Source organism: Novosphingobium pentaromativorans US6-1 (genome assembly GCF_000767465.1).
Classification (GTDB): Bacteria; Pseudomonadota; Alphaproteobacteria; order Sphingomonadales; family Sphingomonadaceae; genus Novosphingobium; species Novosphingobium pentaromativorans.
In genome coordinates this window covers 435,147-456,926 of the sequence record NZ_CP009291.1, presented here as the reverse complement: position 1 = coordinate 456,926, position 21,780 = coordinate 435,147, and the positions used below count along the sequence as shown (strand labels likewise).

The window sequence follows — 21,780 nt, the reverse complement described above, 5'->3', positions numbered from 1 at the left end:
CCGATTGTCCCGAGCCCGATCAGTTATTCCTGCGATATTGAAGCACGGCGACTGCGGCGTTTGCCTTTTCGCCTGTCGTGCAGCCCGGCAGTGCGCTCATGAGACCGCCTTTGTCGTTGAAATATACCGTGCAGGTTCCCGAAACGGTCGCCTGATAATTGCCGTTTCGCAGGCGCAGGACCGGAACGCCATATGTGTAGCCCGAGTGATGCTTTTGCGTCAGTCCCTGTTCCTTGCGATAGGATTCCATCGCGTCATCGGCCTTGCTCCGGTCCGAATGAGAGCAATGGTCATTCGTCCCATTACGTTCGCCATCGCGATCGTAGTAGACGATGCATGCAGCACCGACATTGACATGGCTTCGCCCATGGCGATCCATCACGACCTCGGGCGGCCCGTAGTGGTGACCGGCGTGACTGCCTTGGCTTCCAAAGCCTCCCGGAGGCGCTTCGCTGCCGGGATAGCCATCCATTCCCTGTTCCCGCCGATAGGCCGCTACGCCAGTGTCAGCCTGACTCCTCTGGCTCCGCGAGCAGTTGCTGTTGGCGCTCTTGCGCCTGCCGTCGGCGCCGTAATAAACCACGCAATTGTTGGAGAAAGTTGCCTCGATCTCGCCGTTACTGCCGGCAAATATCCGCGGCGCTTCCTGAGCCAGAGCGGGGGCGGCACAGAGAGCCGCGACAAGGCCCGCTCCAGCCAGAATATGCTTGATCATCGACATCACTCCTCCAAATTGCGTGGCCGTGCAATGCACCCGAGCGCGACAGCCACGCGTTCTTCACTTGAGCGTGCAGATCCCGTTGGCCCGGTTGGGTCCCGAGAAACTGAGGCTCAACGAGCCGTCCGGATTGAACGAAATGGAGATCGTCGTTCCATCTCGTGAGGCCTCGAAATAGTTGTCGTTGAACTTCTTGAGGCTCGTTTCCTCACCATTGATGAACACCGGCCCGCCTTCGTTGGCGTGAACCTCGATAGCGTTACCGCATATTGCATTGAACAGCGGGATGCGTGGCTTCAACGAGGCGGCAGAAGCGGGTGAGGGTTCGCTTGCGCTCGGCGCTTCGACAGGCGCTACAGGCTGGGGAGCAGCGGAAGCTTCACTCGTCGGCGCAGAAGCCGGTTCGGAGGCCGGCGAACTTGCCTCCGTCTCCGAAGCGGCAGGGGCCTTCGCTCCCGATCCACAGCCGTAGAGAAGTATTGCAAGGCCTGCCGACAGAACAACGCTACGCATCTGGACCTCCTATACTTTCAGGAGAAATTAGAACCGGCGTTGTTCGCCGGAATTATGCTCTTCACAAGTGCCACGGAAATCCTCGATCCCGTCGACACTGATATGCCCGGTCTGGCGGTTGATCTTGACCTTCGGTTTGTTCAGGCCGTTGAGGCGATACTTTGCGTGAATTTCCGAGTAGCCGACCTGCAAGTCATGCAGTTCCCACCAGCCGTCCTGTCCGCCCGAATGGATCGGCGGGATCAACTTCTTGGGCAGCCAGATGTGGCCCTCGTCGCCGTGAATGTCGATCTGGACGATGCTGTCGAATTGCCGGCGCGACATGACGGTCGCGTAATCGGTATCAAATTCGTGATGACGCCGACTCCAGTGGAAGATCGGAACAGTCTGGACGTTCGGCTTCTCTCCCTCACCGTAACAGACCAGGTGCAGGTCCATCCCGCCGTAGTATCCGTCATCACGGTCGCGATCCTGGGCAACGGTGCCCGTAGCAGAAAGTATCACGGCCGCAGGCAATATCGTCCAATAAGCGACTTTACGGATACACTTGTGCATGCATGCCCCCTATCCGATTGCTCTTCACAGGATAATATTCGATCGACTGCACCCAAACATGGCGCAGTGCGGATACTCCGCTTTGCACGCACCCCATTTCTGGAAAAGTGCGTTCCTACATGCAAGTATTGATAGCTCTCCCAACGTTGGGCGGGAATTTGCGGTGTTGGTGTCTCGCAGACCGAAGCCTGATCCAACACCTCCCGGTGTCTATGCGTCGAGAAGACAATTCAGCATAAAGCCATAGAATTCAGGTTGATCATTAAGGTGTGAATCGGCTCCCGGCGCAATGCACATCTGGTGACAAACCATCTACAAATCAGGACAATGAGGTGGGACCTTTGCTGCATACCAGCTGTCAATGCCGATTGAGCGCGTCCCGATACGCCCCGGGGGACTGACCATGCCACTGTTGGAATGCGCGGCCGAAACTCGACGAGTTCGAAAAACCGGACATGCTGGCGACATCCGCCAGCGTAAGTGAGGCATCGGCCATCAAGCCATCGACGAACTGCCGGCGTTCCTGATCTACAAGTTCCTGGAATTTTATTCCGGTAGCCGACAGCCTTCTAGCGAGAGTGCGGACCGTTACTCCTTCACGCACCGCAATTTCTTTCAGGCGCAAGACCTTTCCCTGAGACGCGAGGCTGGTTGCAACCTGTCCGCGAAGGCGGGCTGCCAATTCTCGATTACCCTTGATTTCGTCCGCCTTTTTCAAGCGCAGCAAGGCAGTATACCACAAGGAAGCGTCGTAATCCGAATTGGACGTCTCACGCCATTCCGAAGGGAAGCTTATTCGATTGTGGTCTGCCCCCATCTCGACCTTCACCCCTTTCTCCCTGAACAGGCCTTCGATCGATTGGTCATACGGAAGAGAAAGGGTCAAGCCGACCGGCTGCAGGTCAGCCAGCAAGAACCACTCAATGGTCCGCATCACGAGGATGAGCCTGATGGCTGCCACGAAATCCAGCATCGGACCGAGGGGCAATTTCTGCACGACATTAACCTCAGCCCGCCGAACCGTCGCAGCGAATTGAAGCGAGACGTTCATGTTTGTGGCTTCGATCAATGAGGTCAGATGAATCAACGCTTGTTCAAGGGTGGGTGCATTCCTGATGATGATCGAAGCCGTCGGTCCGGTTATCAGTCGATTTGTCTGCAGAGTTTTCCTTATCAGCTCAGGGCCATGCCCACGTTCAAGGAAGTTGGCGGTAATCGTGATGTCGTCAGCCATCGAAATTCGCTGTGGCAGTTTGCCGCAACCCGGTATCGAAGTGCCCTCACGCAGCCAGTCCGGCCACCCCAGCCATTGTGAAAACGGACCGATCACCCCAAGCGGCACACTGAACCTCGCATCATTGCCGAGGTCGGCAATGGCTGCCCGTGCGCTTTTGCGGTAATCGTATTTGCGAGGGGGCGCGTCGGCTAAAGAAGAAACGGAGTGCTCCTCCGTCGTCTTTCTCAAGGGTTGGCGGACCGGGCCGTGCACAAATTCTCACCACTGAATTGAGAGAAGTGACAAAGCAGGTATCGGCATACAACTCAAAGAGGGCAAGCGTCTTCTTGTGTTAGCGTAGCGAACTTACCTCAAACTGGAATCCGACCGTAGCGCGCTTTCCTTGTATCATGTCACAGGAATTATCGATCTGTTGTGCCGCGGCGCCGCGGAGCATTTGCCAAACGATCGGCAGCTTCAAGGGTGACTCAAAGGCCACTTGGATGACTGAAACTGGCGCGCGCAAATGAAGCGCTGCCCCCTGCCCGTGATGTCCACTATTCCGGTCGACGCACTTAAACGGAGCTTCCGGATCGTCCGCAGGCTCGGCCGGTCGCAAGCAAAATTGTCGCCGGGCGGTCCTTCATATGGTGGCGATCTCGCGCTGGGCTGCTGACGCGGCCGCCGCATGGCGCTATGGGCCTGCCATGGACACACACTGCCGTGACATCGACGCGCCGCTGCGCGTAGCTGCGCTTTATCGCTTCGCTCGCTTCGAGGACTTCGCCAGCCTGCGCGAGCCGCTCGACCGGCTCTGCCGGAAGCAGGGTATTCGCGGCACCCTGCTGCTGGCAGCCGAGGGCATCAACGGTACCATTGCGGGAACGCCGGAAGGCATCGACACAGTGCTGGCGCATATTCGCGCCCTTCCTGACTGCGCGGATCTCGATGTGAAGCTCTCTAGCGCGTCGGTCATGCCCTTCCATCGCATGAAAGTGCGCCTCAAGCGCGAAATCGTGACGATGGGCCAGCCGGACATCGACCCGCGCGCGAGCGTTGGCACTTATGTCGAGGCGCAGGACTGGAACGCGCTGATTTCCGATCCCCGGACCATCGTGATCGATACCCGCAACGACTACGAAGTGGCCGTCGGCACATTCGAAGGCGCAATCGATCCCAGAACGCCCAGCTTCCGCGATTTTCCCGAGTGGTTCCGGCAGGAACGCGAACGCCTGCTGGGCAGCGGCAAGCCGCCCAGGGTCGCGATGTTCTGCACCGGCGGTATTCGCTGCGAAAAGTCGACGGCGTTCCTCAAACAGGAGGGCATCGAGGACGTCTACCACCTCAAGGGCGGCATCCTGAAATACCTCGAGACAGTGCCCGAAGAGGAAAGCCTCTGGCGCGGCGAGTGCTTCGTATTCGACCAGCGGGTGACCATCGGCCATGGGCTGGTCGAAGGCTCCTATTCGCTGTGCCACGCCTGCCGCCGTCCGGTCAGTGCGGAAGGTGCCACCTCACCGATGTACGAAGAGGGAGTGAGCTGTCCGGCCTGCCATGGCGAGCGCACAGAAGAGCAGCGCGAATCCTATCGCGAACGACACCGCCAGGAAGCGCTGGCCGCTGCCCGGGGCGAGGCCCATGTCGGCGCCCGGTTCGAACAGGTACAGGCCGAACAGCGCAATGACCGCGGCGCCTGATCCGATCCTCTACAGTTTCCGCCGGTGCCCCTACGCGATGCGCGCAAGGCTGGCGCTGATGGTGAGTGGCACCGCCTGCGAACTGCGAGAGGTGAAGCTGTCGGCCAAGCCCGGGGCGATGCTGGCCGCCTCGCCGAAGGGAACGGTGCCCGTACTCGTCACCGCCGAAGGCGAAGTCATCGACGAGAGCATCGACATCATGCGCCGATCGCTTGCTCAGAACGATCCCGAGGGCTGGCTGGAGCGCGATGCCCCGGACCTGATCGCCCGCAACGACAGTACATTCAAGCACGACCTTGACCGCTACAAGTACCCTGAGCGCCATGGCTCCGATGCCCTTGCCCACCGCGAGGCCGGCCTGGAGGTGCTGCTCGACCTGGACGCGCGCCTTGCCGGGAAAGGCCAGCTCTGCGGCGCAAAACGCGGACTGGCCGACATGGCGATCATGCCGTTCATACGCCAGTTCGCGGCCGTCGACAGGACCTGGTTCGATACCTTGCCGCTGCGACACCTCAAACCGTGGCTGGAAGCCCACCTCGAAAGCGATCTGTTCAAGGCGATCATGCTGCGGGTGAAGCCGTGGTCGCCGGGCGATCCGATCATCCGCTTCGCAGCGCCGCAACGCACCGCCCCATAAAGACGTGGCCTCCCGGCAATGCCGAGAGGCCATACAGGCGCTATGCCTGTTCTCTACCCGCATTGTGCGGTTGGTGCGACCCGAAAGGCTTCTGCTTGCGTAAACCCTTTTCGGTTTGAGCGGGGCCGGACACCCCCCAGCGCCGAGCCCCGCCCAGATCTCCCCCTGATGCTTGCGGCTCAGGGAATGCGCTCGAAGTGGCTGGCAAGAATGCCGGGCACCGCTTCGAAATCATGCGACTTGTGAAGGTACTTATCGGCTCCCGCCATCAGGCAGCTCCGCCTGAGCGAAGCGTCCGGCTGGTTCGTCAGCACGATGATGAAACAGGTGCTGCTGACCTTGCGGATCGCCTGAACCACTTCCAACCCCGAAAGAAGCGGCATGGCAAAATCCAGGATGACCGCGTCCGGTCGCTTGGCCTCAAAGCTCCTCTTTGCCTCCAATCCATCGAAAACCGGACCGACGACCTCGAACTGCCCCGTTTCCCCCACGAGATCCGCCAGCCGGATAGCGACGCTGCGTGCATCGTCCGCAATAAGCACGCAGCGTCGCTTCCCCATTCGGGCCGCCCCCATGCTGGCCCGCGCCTGTACCTTGCCAACGCCCCCCTGGCTTTTGACAAGGCCCCCACACTGCCCCCCGTGAATTGCCTCGGTGACCATGGGCCCAGAATAGGGATTTGCGCTGCAAGGTCTTGTCGGAACGTTCGCCAGCCGACGTCAGAAATTTGACTACACAGGCGCCAGCAAATTGCGGGCGGATCTGAGGCAAGGCGCATCGCGGCCCTGAATGCCCGCGTTAGTTCACCAGATCGTGCTGCATTGCGTATCGCGCCATTTCCACCGCATTTGCCAGACCGGTCTTCTGCCGGATCCGGGCGATGTAGGTGGCGACGGTCTTGTCGCTGATGGCAAGGTCGGCCGCGACTTCCTTGACCGCACGCCCCATCGCCAGCCCCTTGAGGATTTCCAGTTCCCTCTCGGAAAGCCTTTCGTGCGGAAGCGGTTCGTCGTCGCGGATGCAACGGGCGATAGCCGCGGCGACATCGGCATGCAGGTAGGTACCGCCTTGCGCGACTTTCTCTATCGCCCTCACCAGTTCGTCAGGCGGCAGATGCTTGTTGATCAGGCCGTTGGCGCCCGCCTTGATCGATCGCACTGCAAACGAGGCCTCCCCCTCGGCAGTGATGACAAGGATGGGAACTTCGGCATTGACCTTCCTGATCCGCCCGAGGACCTCGAGAATGTCCATGCCGCCCGGCATCATCATGTCGAGCAGGATGAGGTCCCAGTCCCCTTGCGCGACATTTTCGACGACGGACTGCGAGTCCCCGGCCTCCGCCACTTCCACATCGCCGAAGATCTCGTGCACCATCGAGAGCAGCCCGCACCGGGTGATGGCGTGATCGTCCGCCACGAGGATTTTGCCGATTGCCATCTCCCTCATTTCGGCACCCTTGCGCTCACGACCGCCCCGGTCGGGGAATTGGGCGCAATGCGAATGGAACCGCCGAACAGTTCGACTCTTTCGCGCATGCCCAGCAGGCCGAGCGAGGCGCCCTCTTTGGGAATCTCGGCAAAGCCCTTGCCATCGTCACTCACCGACAAGCGCCAGTCTTCCTGCGTGGTCGTGAAATCGATCCGGATACAGCTGGCCTGAGCGTGGCGAATAATGTTCGTGAGCATTTCCTGCAGCACCCGGAAGAAGGCCGTAGCGATCTCCGGCGGAGGCAGATCGCTTTCGTCGACACGGCACACCGCAGACAGGCCGGTGCGCATCTCGAAGCGGCGCGCTTCATCTTCGACGGCGGCAGCCAGACCCAGGACATCGAGGGCGCTGGGCCGCAACTCCGCGGCGATGCGCCGGACTGTCTCGATGGTCGCTTCGATCAGCTCGCTGGCATCGTTGAGTTTGGGCACGAGGATGTCCGCCAGCGGCGTACCCGCTTCGAGCTTGCGGTTCATCCACCAGACGTCCATTTTCAAGGCAGTCAGCAATTGACCGAGTTCGTCGTGCACTTCGCGGGCGATGCGTTTCTGCTCTTCCTCGCGCACGGTATTGAGACGCGCCGTCAGCTGCCGCATCTGCCGGTCGCGGATCTTGAGCATTTCGAACTGGGCGCGCATCTGCGCCTCCTGTCTGCGCTTCTCGGTGACGTCCCGGCAGATCGCGCCGAACTGCTGGATCGTTCCTTCCGCATCCGGCAGGCCGAAGGCGACCATCGACAGCGTCATCTGCCGCCCGTCCCGCGCCAAGAGGGTAATCTCATGCTCGCCCACGCTACCGTCCTGCAATGCAACGGCCAGAACACCGCGTTGCTCGACTGCGTTTTCGACATCGACGGCACGCAGCAGGTCATGGGCGCGGGTGCCTATAGCCTCGGCGGAGGAATAACCGAAGATCCGCTCGGCCGCAGGGTTCCAGCTGGTGATCGTCCCGTCGGGCCCGCCGCTGAACACCGCGTCGCCCGATGCCTCGACGATGCCCGCCAGGAGCGCGCGCAACTGCTCCGCGCGGGAGCGTTCCGATGCTTCGCGCGTTCGCGCCGCGGCATAGCGAATGGCGCGGGCCAATGACGTGCCCTTGAGGTCCGATTTGGGAATGTAGTCCTGCGCGCCCGCTTCCAGGCACTGCAGCGCCAGGCGCTCCTCGTCCAGTCCGGTCAGCACCACGATCGGCGCATCGCTGGCCACGCTGCGAATGGCATGGACGCATTCGATGCCGTTGCCGTCCGGCAGGCCGAGATCAAGCAGAATGGCGTTTACCGCAATGTCGCGAAGGATTTCGCTCGCCCTCGAGAGGGAAGCCGCATGGATCAGCTGCGACCGCTGATCGGCAAGGATCTCCTCTATGAAGTCGGCATCGCCGGGATTGTCTTCCACCAGCAGGATCGGGCCGATGTCCTCGACTTGATGGCCGCGCGGGCCATTATCCCGATCGCCTGCCAACAATCCGTTCACGGCAGCCTGGCAACCGATAGCCAGAAGTTCTCGATCTCCTTCACCCGGGACTGGAATTCGTGCAGTCCCACCGGCTTGGTGACGTAGCAGTTGGCGCCAAGGTCATAGCTCCGCTCCACGTCCGGAGCGGCATCGGATGAGGAGAGCACCACTACCGGAATCCGCTTGAGGCGCTCGTCCCGCTGGATTTCGCGCAGGACACCGTGCCCGTTGAGCCGCGGCAGGTTCATGTCGAGCAGGATGAGATCGGGCTGCGCAGCTCCTTCGTATGGCTCACGCGCATGAAGATAATCGCAGGCTTCCACGCCGTCCTTCACAATGACCGGATCGCACGAGAGCGGTCCGGGCTGCAGGGTCTCGGTTATCAGGAAGGCGTCGGCTTCGTTGTCTTCAACGATCAATAATCGAATCTGACTGCCCATCCCCTGACCCCCTTCTTTGTGAGAGACTTACGCCTGCATCTGTCATTGCGTCGGCAGGCTTCGAAGACACGATATGTCCTGCCAGCGAGAAAGCAAGTTAAAGCAATTGGATAGGTACAATCAAGTAAGGCAGTAACACGTCTCGAGCGATGACAAGGATTTAACCGCTTAAGTCCGGCATGAAACAGCGATTGCCGGATTTGCCTCGAATTCGGGATGCAATCGTTGCTTTAAAGTTCGCTGGGAAGCGTGAAGAAAAACACGGTTCCGCGGCCCGGTTCCGAGTCGACCCAGATGGTTCCGCCGTGCCGCTCGACGATTCGCTTGGCGATGGCGAGACCGATCCCGCTGCCTTCGAAGGCCGCCCGTTCATGAAGGCGCTGGAACATCTGGAAGATGCGCTCGGCGAAACGCATGTCCATTCCTATGCCGTTGTCGCGCACGGCGAAGCGCACCAGCCTGCCTTCGCGTTCGGCCTGCACGAGCACCCGCGGAGGTTCCTCTCCGCGAAACTTGAGAGCATTGCCGATCAGGTTCTGGAACAGTTGCCCAAGCTGCACCTCATCGCCCATCACGCGCGGCAAGTCGCCGCGCTCCACCGTGCCGCCGGTTTCGGCCAGTCGGCGCTGGAGCGTGTGCATGATGCGGTCGACGACGGCATTGGCCTCGACCGGTGCAGGCTGCTTGCCCTGCGATCCCACGCGCGAATAGGCCAGGAGATCCGAAACCAGCTGCTGCATCCGGCGTGCCCCGTCTGAGGCATAATGAATGAACTTGTCGGCCCTCTCATCAAGCTGCCCCTTGTAGCGCTGGCTGAGCAGCTCGACGTAATTGGCAACCATGCGCAAGGGTTCCTGCAGGTCATGAGAGGCGACATAGGCGAACTGCTCCAGTTCGGCGTTGCTGCGCTGGAGTTCGAGATCCTTGAGCTTGCGGGCGCTTATGTCGCGAACGATCGAAGACGCGCCGATGACCGTGCCCGACGCGAGCAGGATCGGTGAAACCGTGATCGAGACGTCGAACGTGCTCCCGTCCTTGCGGCAACGGACAGTCTCGAAATGGTCGATGTGTTCCTTGCGGTGGATTCTCGCCAGGATCTCGGCTTCCTCATCAGTCCGATCGCGCGGGATCACCATCTGCATCGGTTGGCCAATCGCCTCGCGCGCGGTGTAGCCGAAAAGCCGCTCGCCTCCCCTGTTCCAGCTGGTGATCACGCCTTCCAGGTTCTTGCCGATGATCGCATCGTCCGACGATTCGACAATGGCGGCGAGCCGCGCATCGGTCCGGTCGATCCGGGCGAGCTGGGCGCAGGTGAGGACGACCATCACGCCCAGGGTAATGATCATGATGACGGCGAAGGCGGCAAAACCGAACGAAGTGCCGACGAGCCCGGCGCCGACCGACCAGTTCGCCAGGCCGCCGATGATGAAAGGCGCAAACACCGCAACCGGCATCATCAGCTGGAAAGCGCTGCGTGCCTGCGTGCCGGACGCCATGTGCCGCAGCCATCCGCGCCTGGGATCCAGCATCAATATGGCAATCGCCAGAAGCGTAATGACCAGCGCCGTAGGGAAGGCCATTGCAGAAAAGCCCAGGACCTGGGTCAGCGCGGCGACGTCATAAGCATAACCGACGATGGCGCTACCCGCGACCGTCAAGGCGCAGATGGCAAGGCTTGCGCCAAGGTAGTAGCGCTGGGAGCCGATCATGAGCAGCGCCCCGGCCAGGAGCAGGAAGCTGGCCGCCGTTGCGGGAGAAAAGCGCCCCATGCTGCGCCCCATCAGGTAGCCTGCATCCTTCAGGCCAAGCGCATATTGCCCCAGAGCTGTCAGCGCCAGGGCCGCAACGACGCAACAGGCGAAAATGCGCGCTCCGCGCCGCTCCCCTCGCCCGTCCGGCTCGTGAGCCAGCACGGCAAGCACCACGAGTATCGCGCAAGTCGCCGTCGCAAAGGACGCTTGCGCCGCTCCGACATTGAAGCTCGTCAGTGCAGGTAAATCGAAAATCCAGCCGAGGATGGCCACGCCAGCATAGAGCGCGACCAGTCCAGCCAAGCCGCGCCGCGTCAGATCAAGCATGGTATCGACGCCCTGTGCTGCACGGAAAGCCTCCCGAAATTCATCGTCCGCCCAATGTCTTGCGAGTGTCCGTTGAGGTCAATGCTTCATTCTCCCCGCAAGCCGGCGGCCGCAGCTGAATTTACGTGAAAATAACTATCGCCGAATAAGAAACGATCTCGCGCCACCGAGTGAGAACGTGACAAGATCCCGAAATTTCCTGAATGCGGTCAACGGCCTCTCCTCACGCGTCGGTCTTTTCATCGCGTCGACAGTCCTGTTCGGCTCGCTCCTCGTCGGATCGAGCCTTATTGCCTGGCGGGCGAATGTGCAGCAGCAGGAACTGGCACGGCTCAATTCCGCAACCATCGCACTCCTGCGCGATGCCCACCGTATCCGGCTCATCGCCCTGGAAGCTCTGCGCGGCGAACGCGGCTACCTTCTGACCCGCGACCCCGAATATCTCGAGCCCATGCTCGAAGCGGAACGCGCCCTTCCCGGCTACATGGCCAACCTGCGCAGTCACATCGACGGCAACGAGGAGAACAACCGGGAGCTCCAGCGACTGGGAGACGAAGTGCAGAGCTATTTCATGGACCTGCGCACGGTGCTCGTCCTCGACAAGGCCGGAATGAGGAAAGAAACGATCGATATCGTGCGCACTGGCCACGCCCGCAATTCGATCAACCGGATCAATGCCGACGTCCATCAGATCATCACGCGCGAACGCGCTCGACTCAGTGAGTTCAACGCCAGGACACGATCGGTCAACAATATCCTCCTGATGTACCTTTTCGCCATGACCGGTACCGGCGTATGCCTGCTTTTCACGACATCGCTGACCGTCATCGCGCTGCGCCGCTCCATTGCGCGCGAACGCGCCTTCCAGCGGGAACTGCGCTATATCGCCCAGACCGACGAACTGACCGGCATCGCCAACCGGCGCGAATTCCTGGCGGCCCTGGATCGGGCTATTGCCCTCGCGCGCCGCAACCAGTCGCAATTCTCTCTCGCCATTTTCGACATCGACCATTTCAAGAGCATCAACGACACTTACGGCCATGCCGCCGGCGACGATGTGATCAGGCGTGTAGCCAGGCTTGCGGTCGGCACCGTGCGCGCGTGCGATCTGGTCGGGCGGATCGGCGGGGAGGAATTTGGCGTACTGCTGCCCAATGTCGACATGCACCATGCCCGCGCAATTTGCGAAAGGCTGCGTGTGGAGATCCAGGCGCAGGCGATGGAACTGAGCGGAGATGCCACGGTACCTGTCACGATCAGTTCCGGCGTGGCGCAGCTGGACCCCAGCGAGAATGCCAACAAGCTGATGGAGCGGGCCGACCGCGCGCTCTACGAAGCCAAGCACGGCGGGCGCGACCAGGTTCGCCTCGCCGCCTGATTTTCACTCGCCCGCGATTTACCCGCCCCGCAGCAGCTGCACGCCCCAATCGCGTTCGAACAGGTAGAGCAGGAGGCGTGCCGCTTCCCCGCGCGGGCCAGAGAGGCCGCCGTCGCGCTCGATCAGCAGCCGCGCATCGTCGTGTGCCAGCGGCAGCAGCTTCTGGATCTGCTCCAGCGTCGCGAGGCGGAACGGCGTATCGCCGGACTGGCGCGTGCCGAGCAGTTCACCGCCGCCGCGCAATTCGAGGTCTTCCTCGGCCAGACGGAAACCGTCCTGCGTCTCGCGCATAAGGGCCAGACGCTGGCGAGCGGTTTCGCTGAGCTGCTGTCCGCGTAGCAGCAGGCAGGTCGACTTCTCGCTGCCGCGCCCGACACGGCCGCGAAGCTGGTGCAACTGCGCCAGGCCGAACCGCTCGGCCTGCTCGATCACCATCAGCGTGGCGTTCGGTACATCGACGCCGACTTCGATGACCGTCGTTGCCACCAGAACTTTCGCCTCGCCGCCGGAAAAGCGTTCCATCGCGGCGTCCTTGGCCTCGGGCTTGAGCTGGCCGTGGACGAGGACGATGTCTTCGCCGAACCGCTCCTTGAGCGCAGCATAGCGCGCCTCGGCCGCGGCGAGATCGTCGCTCTCGCTTTCGCGCACCATCGGGCAGACCCAGTAGGCCTGCTGCCCCGTCTCCAGATGCCGGGCGATGGCACCGACGACATCCTCCATCCGCTCGACCGAGACGACGCGGGTATCGATAGCCTGGCGACCGGGCGGCAGTTCGTCGAGGCGCGAGACTTCCATCTCGCCGTATTGCGCAAGCGTGAGCGTGCGCGGGATCGGCGTGGCGGTCATCGCCAGCGTATGCGGCGTACGCCGTCCCTTGCGCGCCAGCATCAGGCGCTGCCCGACGCCGAAGCGGTGCTGCTCGTCGATCACCACGAGCGCGAGGTTCTTGTAGGAGACGGTATCCTGGAAGATTGCGTGGGTGCCCACGACAATGTCGATGGAACCGTCGATCAGCCCCATGAGGATCGATTCGCGCGCCTTGCCCTTGTCGCGCCCCGTCAGCAGGGCAATTTCGACCCCGGTGCCCTGGGCCATGCGGGACAGAGTCTCGTGATGCTGACGGGCGAGAATTTCGGTGGGCGCCAGCAGCGCCGCCTGCGCCCCGGCTTCGACTGCAATCAGCATCGACGACAGGGCGACCACTGTCTTGCCCGAACCGACGTCGCCCTGCAGCAGGCGCAGCATCGGCGACTTCTGCGCAACATCGCCCTCGATCTCGGCGATCGAGCGTTTCTGCGCCCCGGTCAGCTCGAAAGGCAGCCGCAGCTTCGCGCGCAGCGAGCCGTCTCCTGCCAGCGGCGTGCCGGACTGGGCACGATTGCTCTCCCGCACCAGCATCAAAGCCAGGGCATTGGCAAGCAGTTCGTCATAAGCCAGCCGGTCTCGCGCCGGGCCATTTACGCCCTTGTGCGCCTCCAGCAGCGCCTCGCGCCAGACCGGCCACTTCATCTTCGCGAGCAGGCCCGGCTCGATCCATTCGGGCATTTCCGGCAGGACCTTGAGTGCCTGCTGCACAAGCCCGGACACGCGCCCCTGCGTCAGCCCTTCGGACAGGGGATAGACCGCCTCGCAAAGATGGCCGTGAAGCGCCGAACCGCTTTCCGCGACATGTTCGGGATGCACGATCTGCAGCATCTGACCGTACTGGTCGAGGCGCCCCGCAATCCAGCGTGTTTCACCCACCGGCAGCAGCTTGCGGGCGGTGTAGGATGCGCGGCCGAAATAGGTGAGCGTGCAGACATTGCCCGCCACGTCCTCAGCGATCACCCGGAACGGCCCCCTGCCGGCGGGCGCCCTGTGCTCGCGGACGGTCAGGGCCACGATGATGTTTTCGCCCACCCCGGCATCGTCGAGATTCTCGACCGCGCGGCGCTCGACGAACCGGTCCGGCAAGTGGTATGCAAGGTCCCTGAGCCGCGTGAGTCCAAGCTTTTCAAGCGGACGACGCAGTTTCGGACCGACACCGTCGAGCGCATCGACTTCGACGAACAGGGAATTGAGCGCTTCAGGCCTCATGAGCAGCCTCTTAGCGCGATACTGAAGCGTTTCACCAGACGCCAGGGAACAGGGATGGGGACAGCGTTGTTGGCCTTACAGGCATGACCGGAAAAGGAGAATCGCATGCTCTTGCCCAACGGAACCGTGTTCGCAGTCGTCGACGGCGAGAAGTTCGAGCTTTATCGCAACTCCGGGATCGAAGCCGAGCCGCGGCTCACGGCGTTGACGGTTCCCGAACTCGAGCCCACGAATTTCAGCGCAGGCGCGCGTGAACACGATGCCGGATCGCGCCACAAGGCCCGTACCGGCGACCCCAGCAACGACTCGCTGGATGAGCGCGCCCACGTCGCCGCGGTGACCGACTGGCTCAACCGCAAGGTGCTGGAACGCGAGATCGAGCAGCTGATCGTGGTTGCCGATCCCCGCTCGCTGGGTGAAATGCGCCGCCACTATCACAAGGAACTCAAGCAGGTGCTGGTCGGCGAAGTGGCCAAGACGATGACCGGTCGCCCGGCCGCAGAGATCGTGCGCGCCCTGCACGACTGAGCCCCCCTGCCCTACTTGCCCATGACAGCGCCGTCGCGTAACGGCGCTGTCATGGCCGACGAAAACGCTTCCGAACTTTCGCCCCGTCTCGCGCGCATCAAGTTTCGCGCCTGGCATCGCGGCACGCGCGAAGCCGATTACATGATCGGCTGCTTCTTCGACCGCTTCCACCATACCTGGTCGGAAGCCGACCTCGACCTGTTCGAGAAGATCATCGACGAAGAGGATGTCGACATCATGGCCTGGGCGCTTGGCACCCAGACGATCCCGGAGGAATACCGCGGACCGATGCTGGAGCGCATGATGAAGCTCGATTATGTCGAGATCCCGCGCTGATCTGACCTGCCTGCCATCGACCGGAAAGATGAGCCCGGTCATCTAGCGCGAGGAATCAAGGCTTGCCTGCGACCAGGTCCGCAAGCGCCCCGAAGAGGCGCCGCGGGTTGCACCTGGCACGGGCTTTCCGGCCGGGGAACCATCAACACGATTGAAATTCCCTGCTGACGCCTTATCAGCCCCGCTTTCCGCCATGCCCGATTTCCAGCGACTTCTCTCGGCCAAGACGCCCCTGACCCTCGCCGCGGTGACGCGCGGCGCGCAGCCGCTCGTGATGGCCGATCTCGCCCGCGCGGCAAAAGGACGCGCCGTTTTCATTGCCGACAACGAGGCGGCGATGAGCGCGATTGCCGAGGCGGCGAAATTCTTCGCGCCCGAGCTCGACGTCCTGGAGTTCCCGGCGTGGGACTGCCTTCCCTACGACCGCGCCAGCCCTGCCCTCTCGGTCAGCGCGCGGCGGCTTGCAGCGCTCTACCGGCTTCAGGCGAAGCGCAGCGGACCGCAATTGCTGGTCACCACAGCCAATGCCGTGCTTCAGCGCGTGCTCACCCCGTTCCGTATCCGGGAATCGGTTCGCCTGATCAAACCCGGCATGGAAATCGGCCACGAAAGTCTGATCGGTCTGCTGCGCCGCCAGGGCTACCAGCGCACCGACACCGCCATCGACGCGGGTGAGTTCGCCGTGCGCGGCTCGATATTCGACATCGTGCCTTCGGGCCTTGAAGGAGGCCTGCGCCTCGACTTTTTCGGCGACGAGCTGGAGACGCTGCGCCTCTTCGATACCGGCACGCAGCGCTCGACCGGCACCATCGCCGAGCACCTGCTCGTACCTGCCAGCGAAGCCCTGATCGACGACGATACGGTCAAGCGCTTCCGCAGTCGCTACCGCGAGATGTTCGGCGCCCATGCCACCGCCGACCCGCTCTACCAGGCAGTCAGCGACGGACGTCGCCTGGCCGGGATGGAGCACTGGTTGCCGCTGTTCGAGGACCGCCTCGTCAGCCTCTTCGACCATCTGTCGGACGACGACCTGATCGTCGCCGACACTTCCGCCGTCGGTGCAACCGAAGAGCGGCTGGGCGACATCGCCGATTATCACAAGGCGCGCCTCGACACCTCGGGTCAGAAGGCGGGAAGCTACCGTCCTCTCGCGATCGACGCGCTTTACCTTGGCGGCGAGGAACTGGAGCAGGCCCTGTCCGGCTTCCCGGTCCACCGCGCCGATGCCTTCGCCAAGCCCGAAGGCAGCAAGATCATCGACTTCGGCTTTGCAAACGCCCGGGATTTCACGCCCGAGCGCGCCCGCGGCGACAATGCCTACGAGGCTGCGGCCAAGCACCTCCACGCCGTCGGCAAAGCCGGGCGCAAGCCGATCCTCGCCGCCTACTCGACCGGCAGCCGCGCGCGGCTCGTCTCGATCCTCGGCGAAGCGAGCCAGACCAACAAGTGGGGCCCCGAACCGCGCCTTGCCGACACCTGGCAAGAAGCGCTGGGTCTGGCCGTCCAGGGCCGCTCGGCCGCGCTGGTGCTGCCGCTCGAAACCGGTTTTGCCAACGACACCGTAGAGGTCATCACCGAGCAGGACATCCTCGGCGACCGCCTCGTGCGCCGCAAGAAGCGCAAGAAGGATTCCGACGCCTTCCTTGCCGAACTGGCGGCGCTGACGCCCGGCGACCTGATCGTCCACATGGATCACGGCATCGGTCGCTACGAAGGCCTGCAGTCGATCCAGGTGGGCCAGTCCCCGCACGACTGCGTGATGCTGACTTACGCGGGCGGCGACAAGCTCTACATCCCGGTGGAGAACCTCGACGTCCTCTCGCGCTATGGCAGCGAGAGCGAAGGCGTCATGCTCGACAAGCTGGGCGGCGAAGCCTGGCAGAAGCGCCGTGCGCGCCTCAAGGAGCGCATCCAGGAAATCGCCGGAGAGCTGATGAAGACAGCCGCCGAGCGGGCCTTGCGGCAGGCTCCGGCGATGGTTCCCGAAGGATCGGCCTACGACCAGTTCGTCGACCGCTTCCCCTGGCAGGAAACCGAAGACCAGGACAACGCGATTTCCGATGTCCTCGACGATCTTGCCGCGGGCAAGCCGATGGACCGCCTCGTCTGCGGCGACGTCGGCTTCGGCAAGACCGAGGTCGCCCTGCGTGCCGCATTCGTCGCTGCCATGGCCGGGCAGCAGGTCGCCGTCGTCGCGCCGACCACGCTGCTCGCGCGCCAGCACTACTCCGGCTTTGCAGAGCGATTCGCAGGCTTTCCGCTCAATGTCGGCCGCCTCTCGCGCCTCGTCCCCGAAAAGGAAGCGCGCACCACCCGCGAAGGGCTCGCCTCGGGCACCGTGGACATCGTCTGCGGCACCCATGCAATCCTGTCGAAGTCGGTGCAGTTCAAGCGCCTCGGCTTGGTCATCGTCGACGAGGAGCAGCGCTTCGGCGTCACCCACAAGGAGAAGCTCAAGCAGCTTCGCACCGACGTCCACGTCCTGACGCTGACCGCGACGCCGATCCCGCGCACGCTGCAGATGGCGATGTCGGGCCTGCGCGAGCTGTCGACCATCCAGACCCCGCCGGTCGACCGCCTTGCGGTGCGCACCTACGTGATGGAATGGGACGACATGGTGATGCGCGAGGCACTGCTGCGCGAACACCATCGCGGCGGCCAGAGCTTTATCGTCGTCCCCCGCATTGCGGACATGGCCGAAGTCGAGGACTGGCTGCACAAGCACGTTCCCGAAGTGAAGTGCATCACCGCACACGGGCAGATGAGCGCAGGCGAAGTGGAAGAGCGCATGAGCGCTTTCTACGAGGGCAAGTACGAGGTCCTGCTGTCGACGACCATCGTCGAATCCGGGCTCGACATCCCGCGCGCCAACACGATCATCATTCACCGCGCCGACCGCTTCGGTCTCGCCCAGCTCTACCAGCTCCGAGGCCGCGTCGGGCGCTCGAAGCTGCGTGCCTATGCCTACCTGACGACGCCTGCAGCCACCGCGCTTTCCGAAGTCGCGGAGAAGCGCCTCAAGGTGTTGGGCGATCTCGACAGCCTGGGCGCGGGCTTCCAGCTCGCCAGTCACGACCTCGACATTCGCGGCGCGGGCAACCTGCTGGGTGACGAACAGTCCGGCCACATTCGCGAAGTCGGCTTCGAACTCTACCAGTCGATGCTGGAAGACGCGATCATGGCCGCCCGCGCGGGCGGCGTCGGGCTGGAGAAGGACACCTCGGGCCTCAGCCCGCAGATCACCGTCGATGCGCCGATCATGATTCCGGACGACTACGTCCCCGATCTCGCCGTGCGCATGGCGCTCTATCGCCGCCTCAACGATGCCGAGAGCCAGCAGGAGATCGAATCCCTGTCCGCAGAGATGATCGACCGCTTCGGCGCCCTGCCCCAGCCGACGATCAACCTCATCAAGCTCATCGAGATCAAGCGTCAGGCTATCGAGGCGCATATCGCCAAGATCGACGTCGGCTCGCGCGGCACGCTGGTCAGCTTCCACAACGACAGCTTCCCCAACCCGGCCGGCCTCATCGCCTATGCGGAAAGGCTGCAGGGCACGGTCAAGCTGCGCCCGGACAACAAGCTCGTCCTCACGCGCGCATGGGGCGATCCCAAGTCGCGCCTCAATGGCCTCTTCCAGCTGACCAAGGGCCTGAGCGCCGTCGCCCGCAAGGGCTGAATCCTCCGGGACGGGGGTGGGCGCGGGCGCGGCGCGTAACCCGATCGCAAGCAATTGCCGGCATGGTCGCGCGATCATGGCAAGCCGTGCATTTACACCGCAGCGACTCGCGCGCGCCGGGTCTGCTCCTGCAACCCTGCCGGCAGCCGTTGTCATCGCGCTCTTCGTGCTGCTCGCGCGCGGCGGCGCGTTCCTGACCGAACACATCGATTCGGACGAATGGAGCTACATCCTGATGGGCGCGGACGTGGCGAAGGGCCACCTGCCCTTCGTCCACCAGTTCGACCTCAAGCCGCCGGTCGTCTTCCTGCTGTTCGGCGCGGTCATCGCCACATTCGGCAAGAGCCTGCTCGCGATCCGCCTGATCGGCGCCCTTGCGGTGTTCACTGCCGCGTTCTTCACCTTCCTGATCGCGCGGCGCGCCACCGGCGCCTGGCCGGCTCTGGCCGCAGCGCTGATGAGCGTCGCGCTCTGCTCGGGCACACTCGGGCTCGATACGAGTTCGGAACTGCCTGCCATCGCCTTCATGATGCCGGCCACATGGCTGCTGGTGCGCCGCGAGACCGTAACCCTCGCCGATGCCGCACTGTGCGGTCTGCTCGTCTCGCTGGCGGTTCTGACGCGCACCAATCTGGCGGTGGTGGCGCTGGCCTTCGGATTGTTACTCCTTGCCCTGGCGGTCATGCGCCCGGCGCGGTGCGCGCGTCACGCCTGGCTGGCCTATGGCCTTGCCGGGCTGGTCCCGCTCGCCATGCTGACGCTGGTCTATGCTCTTGCCGGAGAGCTGGCGACGTTCCGTCTGGCGATGATCGACGTTCCACTGGCCTATTCCGGCCAGCTTTCGGCTCTTGACGTGCTGCGGCTCCACGCGGCGCAATATTACTATACCGCGCAGCTTGCCCCGCTGATCTATGTCCCGACGACCCTGCTCGCACTTGCTGGCATGGGGGCCAGCCTGCCGCTGCTCGTCAGGCATCGCCGCGATCCGGACAAGGCCTGGTTCGCCCTCGTCCAGTGGACCGGAATGGTTGCAGTCTTGGCCTCACTGCTGATCGGAGGAGCGGCCTATCCGCATTACTGGCTGCAGGTCATGCCCTTCCTTGCCATCTTCGCCGCCCTTGCCTTTCCCGCCGCATCGCGCCTCGGGAGACTGGCGCCGAGTGCCGTTGTCGGCGCAGCGGCGCTTGCCGCCAGCCCGGTGATCGCCGTGCTGGTAACCGGAACCGCGCAGACCGTAAAACTTGCGGCGAACCCGGATTCTGCCGATCACTCCATCCACGATGCCGCGCAGTGGATCCGCGCCCGGGGCGGCACCGGATCGCCGGTCTGGGCCCTCCACATGCACCTTGCGCTTTTCTATCTCGATACACCGCCGCTTTCGCGCGCCGGGGTCTATCCGAGCAATCTGTCCCGCAAGGCCATCATCGATACGCTGGCGGACCACGACTATGTCGGCCACGATGAAATCGGCCGGATCATGGCGAGCACGCCGCGCTTCATCGTCACCGACAGCATGGGCCGAGGCCGGGCATGGGTACGCGATGCCGGCCGGGACATCGACGGTTGGCTGGGCGCGCGCTACCGCCTCGTTAGGCGGATGGGACAGGTGGAAATCTACGAGAGGATCTGATCGCTCGCGGGTCCGGGCATCAGCCCTCCGCGCGCGCCAGTTTCTCGAACATCGCCGCGCTCATCGGCTGCGCGCGCAGGAAACCCTGATAATAGGCGCAGCCTTCCTTCGCCGCGACTTCGCGCTGGGCTTCTTCCTCGATACCTTCGGCAATGACCTGCAGGTCGAGCGCCTCGGCCATGGCCACGATCGCGCGCAGCACGGCCACGTCGCGTTTGTCGCTGGCAACGCCCTCGATCATCGAACGGTCGAGCTTGAGGTAATGGATCGGCAGCACTTTGAGGTAGCGGAAGTTGCAGAACCCCGCCCCGAAATCGTCGAGCGCGATGCGGATGCCCTGCGAGGAGAATTCGGCCATCGTCTGCGCGGCCAGGGTCACGTCGCTGATCATCGCCTGCTCGGTCACTTCCAGCGTCAGGCGGCGCAAGGGAAAGCCGCTTTCGCGCACCAGGTCGAGCATCTGGCGCACATAGCTGCCGAAGGCGAGATCGGCGGGCGTGACGTTGATCGAGAGGCGCAGGTCGCCCGACCAGTCGCGCGCTGCGGCCAGCGCCTTGTGCGCGATATGACGCGAAAGCGGCGCCACGTGGTCGGCGCGTTCGGCAATGGAAAACAGCGCCCCGGCGCCGATACGGCCGAGTTCGGGATGGTTCCAGCGCGCCAGGGCCTCGGCGCCGGTCAGGCGGTCGTCTGCCAGGCTGAACTGGGGCTGGAACAGAATCTCGATTTCATCGCGGTCGATGGCGCCAAGCAGGTCGGTCTCAAGCTGAGCGGCCGAGCGCCCCGGCGGCGTGACTTCGCCGTCTGCCCATGCGAGTCGGCCGCTCTGCTGCTCGTTGACGCCCTGCAGCGCATGGCCGAGCCGATCGAGCATCGAATCCACGCTCTCGTCGTCGAGCGCCCGAATCAGCGCGATTCGGGGCGACAGGCGCAGGACGCCCGATGGCACCGCGATCGGGCGCGCAATGGCTTCGGCCAACTGGTCTGCGAAAAGCTGCCAGCGCTCGCGGCTGCAGGCCTCGTTGGCGATCAGCAGGAAGGTACCCCCGCCTGCCCGCGCCACCATCCAGGCCCCATCCAGTTCGTCTTCCGCAAAGTGGCTGATCCGCGCGGCGACTTCCTCAAGCGCGCCGTCTCCGGCCGCTGCGCCATAGGCGATATTGATCGCATCGAGCCGCCTCAGGCCAAGAAGCAGTGCATGGACATGGGCATGCTGCGGACCGCAGGCACCGTCGCTGCGCCAATGTTCAATTCGCTCGCGCACGACGTCCAGACCGGGAATCCCGGTCAGACGCGCCTCGATACCTCGTGCCCCGCTCAATGCCAGCCCTTGCTGTGTGCCACCCATAACGTGCAG

General features: G+C 63.3%; 19 protein-coding genes. 8 read left to right on the top strand and 11 right to left on the bottom strand.

Features of this window, described 5'->3' with window-relative positions; all coding sequences use genetic code 11:
• Positions 1-19: 19 nt before the first annotated feature.
• A complete protein-coding gene (locus tag JI59_RS01975; protein ID WP_238532624.1) occupies positions 20-715 on the bottom strand; it encodes a hypothetical protein in 696 nt (231 codons plus the stop codon).
• A gap of 63 nt (positions 716-778) precedes the next feature.
• Positions 779-1,018, bottom strand: a complete 240-nt coding sequence (locus JI59_RS01970) for a hypothetical protein (protein ID WP_007014924.1) — start codon at positions 1,016-1,018, stop codon at positions 779-781.
• On the opposite strand from JI59_RS01970, the gene JI59_RS27270 reads away from it, so the two are divergent.
• Positions 1,005-1,190 (top strand): hypothetical protein, encoded by a 186-nt coding sequence (locus JI59_RS27270; protein WP_007014923.1) that lies wholly within the window; start codon positions 1,005-1,007, stop codon positions 1,188-1,190. The genes JI59_RS01970 and JI59_RS27270 overlap by 14 nt on opposite strands.
• A gap of 68 nt (positions 1,191-1,258) precedes the next feature.
• Here the strand turns inward: JI59_RS27270 and JI59_RS01965 are convergent, their stop codons facing one another.
• Both JI59_RS01965 and JI59_RS25510 read right to left on the bottom strand, forming a co-directional pair.
• Positions 1,259-1,735, bottom strand: coding sequence for a hypothetical protein (locus JI59_RS01965; RefSeq protein ID WP_007014922.1), 477 nt, complete (start codon positions 1,733-1,735; stop codon positions 1,259-1,261).
• Positions 1,736-2,144: 409 nt separating this feature from the next.
• Positions 2,145-3,251 (bottom strand): helix-turn-helix transcriptional regulator, encoded by a 1,107-nt coding sequence (locus JI59_RS25510; RefSeq protein WP_203226076.1) that lies wholly within the window; start codon positions 3,249-3,251, stop codon positions 2,145-2,147.
• 458 nt (positions 3,252-3,709) lie between these two features.
• On the opposite strand from JI59_RS25510, the gene trhO reads away from it, so the two are divergent.
• Both trhO and JI59_RS01950 read left to right on the top strand, forming a co-directional pair.
• The gene (gene trhO / locus JI59_RS01955) at positions 3,710-4,699 is read left to right on the top strand and encodes an oxygen-dependent tRNA uridine(34) hydroxylase TrhO (protein WP_038576807.1); all 990 of its coding nucleotides are present in this window, start codon (positions 3,710-3,712) and stop codon (positions 4,697-4,699) included.
• The gene (locus JI59_RS01950; RefSeq protein WP_038575377.1) at positions 4,683-5,336 is read left to right on the top strand and encodes a glutathione S-transferase; all 654 of its coding nucleotides are present in this window, start codon (positions 4,683-4,685) and stop codon (positions 5,334-5,336) included. The genes trhO and JI59_RS01950 overlap by 17 nt, the downstream gene beginning before the upstream one ends.
• 179 nt (positions 5,337-5,515) lie before the next feature.
• Here the strand turns inward: JI59_RS01950 and JI59_RS01945 are convergent, their stop codons facing one another.
• From JI59_RS01945 to JI59_RS25935, 5 genes are all read right to left on the bottom strand, one after another.
• Positions 5,516-5,998 carry a response regulator gene (locus JI59_RS01945; protein ID WP_238532623.1) on the bottom strand — a complete coding sequence of 161 codons (483 nt, stop codon included), beginning with the start codon at positions 5,996-5,998 and terminating at the stop codon, positions 5,516-5,518.
• 136 nt (positions 5,999-6,134) lie between these two features.
• Positions 6,135-6,773 (bottom strand): response regulator, encoded by a 639-nt coding sequence (locus JI59_RS01940; RefSeq protein ID WP_007014917.1) that lies wholly within the window; start codon positions 6,771-6,773, stop codon positions 6,135-6,137.
• 5 nt (positions 6,774-6,778) lie between these two features.
• Positions 6,779-8,296: a response regulator gene (locus tag JI59_RS01935; protein WP_007014916.1), complete on the bottom strand. Its 1,518-nt coding sequence runs from the start codon at positions 8,294-8,296 to the stop codon at positions 6,779-6,781.
• Positions 8,293-8,718, bottom strand: a complete 426-nt coding sequence (locus JI59_RS01930) for a response regulator (RefSeq protein ID WP_038575376.1) — start codon at positions 8,716-8,718, stop codon at positions 8,293-8,295. Before JI59_RS01930 ends, JI59_RS01935 begins: the two co-directional genes overlap by 4 nt.
• 230 nt (positions 8,719-8,948) lie before the next feature.
• Positions 8,949-10,796, bottom strand: coding sequence for a sensor histidine kinase (locus JI59_RS25935; RefSeq protein WP_007014914.1), 1,848 nt, complete (start codon positions 10,794-10,796; stop codon positions 8,949-8,951).
• 178 nt (positions 10,797-10,974) lie between these two features.
• On the opposite strand from JI59_RS25935, the gene JI59_RS25505 reads away from it, so the two are divergent.
• Positions 10,975-12,174, top strand: coding sequence for a sensor domain-containing diguanylate cyclase (locus JI59_RS25505; RefSeq protein ID WP_007014913.1), 1,200 nt, complete (start codon positions 10,975-10,977; stop codon positions 12,172-12,174).
• A gap of 18 nt (positions 12,175-12,192) precedes the next feature.
• On the opposite strand, the gene recG is transcribed toward JI59_RS25505, so the two are convergent.
• Positions 12,193-14,250 carry an ATP-dependent DNA helicase RecG gene (gene recG, locus JI59_RS01915; protein ID WP_007014912.1) on the bottom strand — a complete coding sequence of 686 codons (2,058 nt, stop codon included), beginning with the start codon at positions 14,248-14,250 and terminating at the stop codon, positions 12,193-12,195.
• 105 nt (positions 14,251-14,355) lie between these two features.
• On the opposite strand from recG, the gene JI59_RS01910 reads away from it, so the two are divergent.
• From JI59_RS01910 to JI59_RS01895, 4 genes are all read left to right on the top strand, one after another.
• A complete protein-coding gene (locus JI59_RS01910; protein WP_007014911.1) occupies positions 14,356-14,778 on the top strand; it encodes a host attachment protein in 423 nt (140 codons plus the stop codon).
• Between the two features lie 51 nt (positions 14,779-14,829).
• Complete coding sequence (locus tag JI59_RS01905; RefSeq protein WP_007014910.1) at positions 14,830-15,114, top strand: FAD assembly factor SdhE; 285 nt, start codon at positions 14,830-14,832, stop codon at positions 15,112-15,114.
• Positions 15,115-15,307: 193 nt separating this feature from the next.
• The gene (gene mfd, locus JI59_RS01900; protein WP_038575375.1) at positions 15,308-18,793 is read left to right on the top strand and encodes a transcription-repair coupling factor; all 3,486 of its coding nucleotides are present in this window, start codon (positions 15,308-15,310) and stop codon (positions 18,791-18,793) included.
• Positions 18,794-18,869: 76 nt separating this feature from the next.
• Positions 18,870-20,423 carry a glycosyltransferase family 39 protein gene (locus JI59_RS01895; RefSeq protein WP_052117818.1) on the top strand — a complete coding sequence of 518 codons (1,554 nt, stop codon included), beginning with the start codon at positions 18,870-18,872 and terminating at the stop codon, positions 20,421-20,423.
• A gap of 19 nt (positions 20,424-20,442) precedes the next feature.
• Here JI59_RS01895 and JI59_RS01890 read toward each other — a convergent pair whose 3' ends face one another.
• On the bottom strand, positions 20,443-21,771 hold the full coding sequence (locus JI59_RS01890; protein ID WP_013833923.1) for an EAL domain-containing protein: 1,329 nt from the start codon (positions 21,769-21,771) through the stop codon (positions 20,443-20,445).
• Positions 21,772-21,780 lie beyond the last annotated feature (9 nt).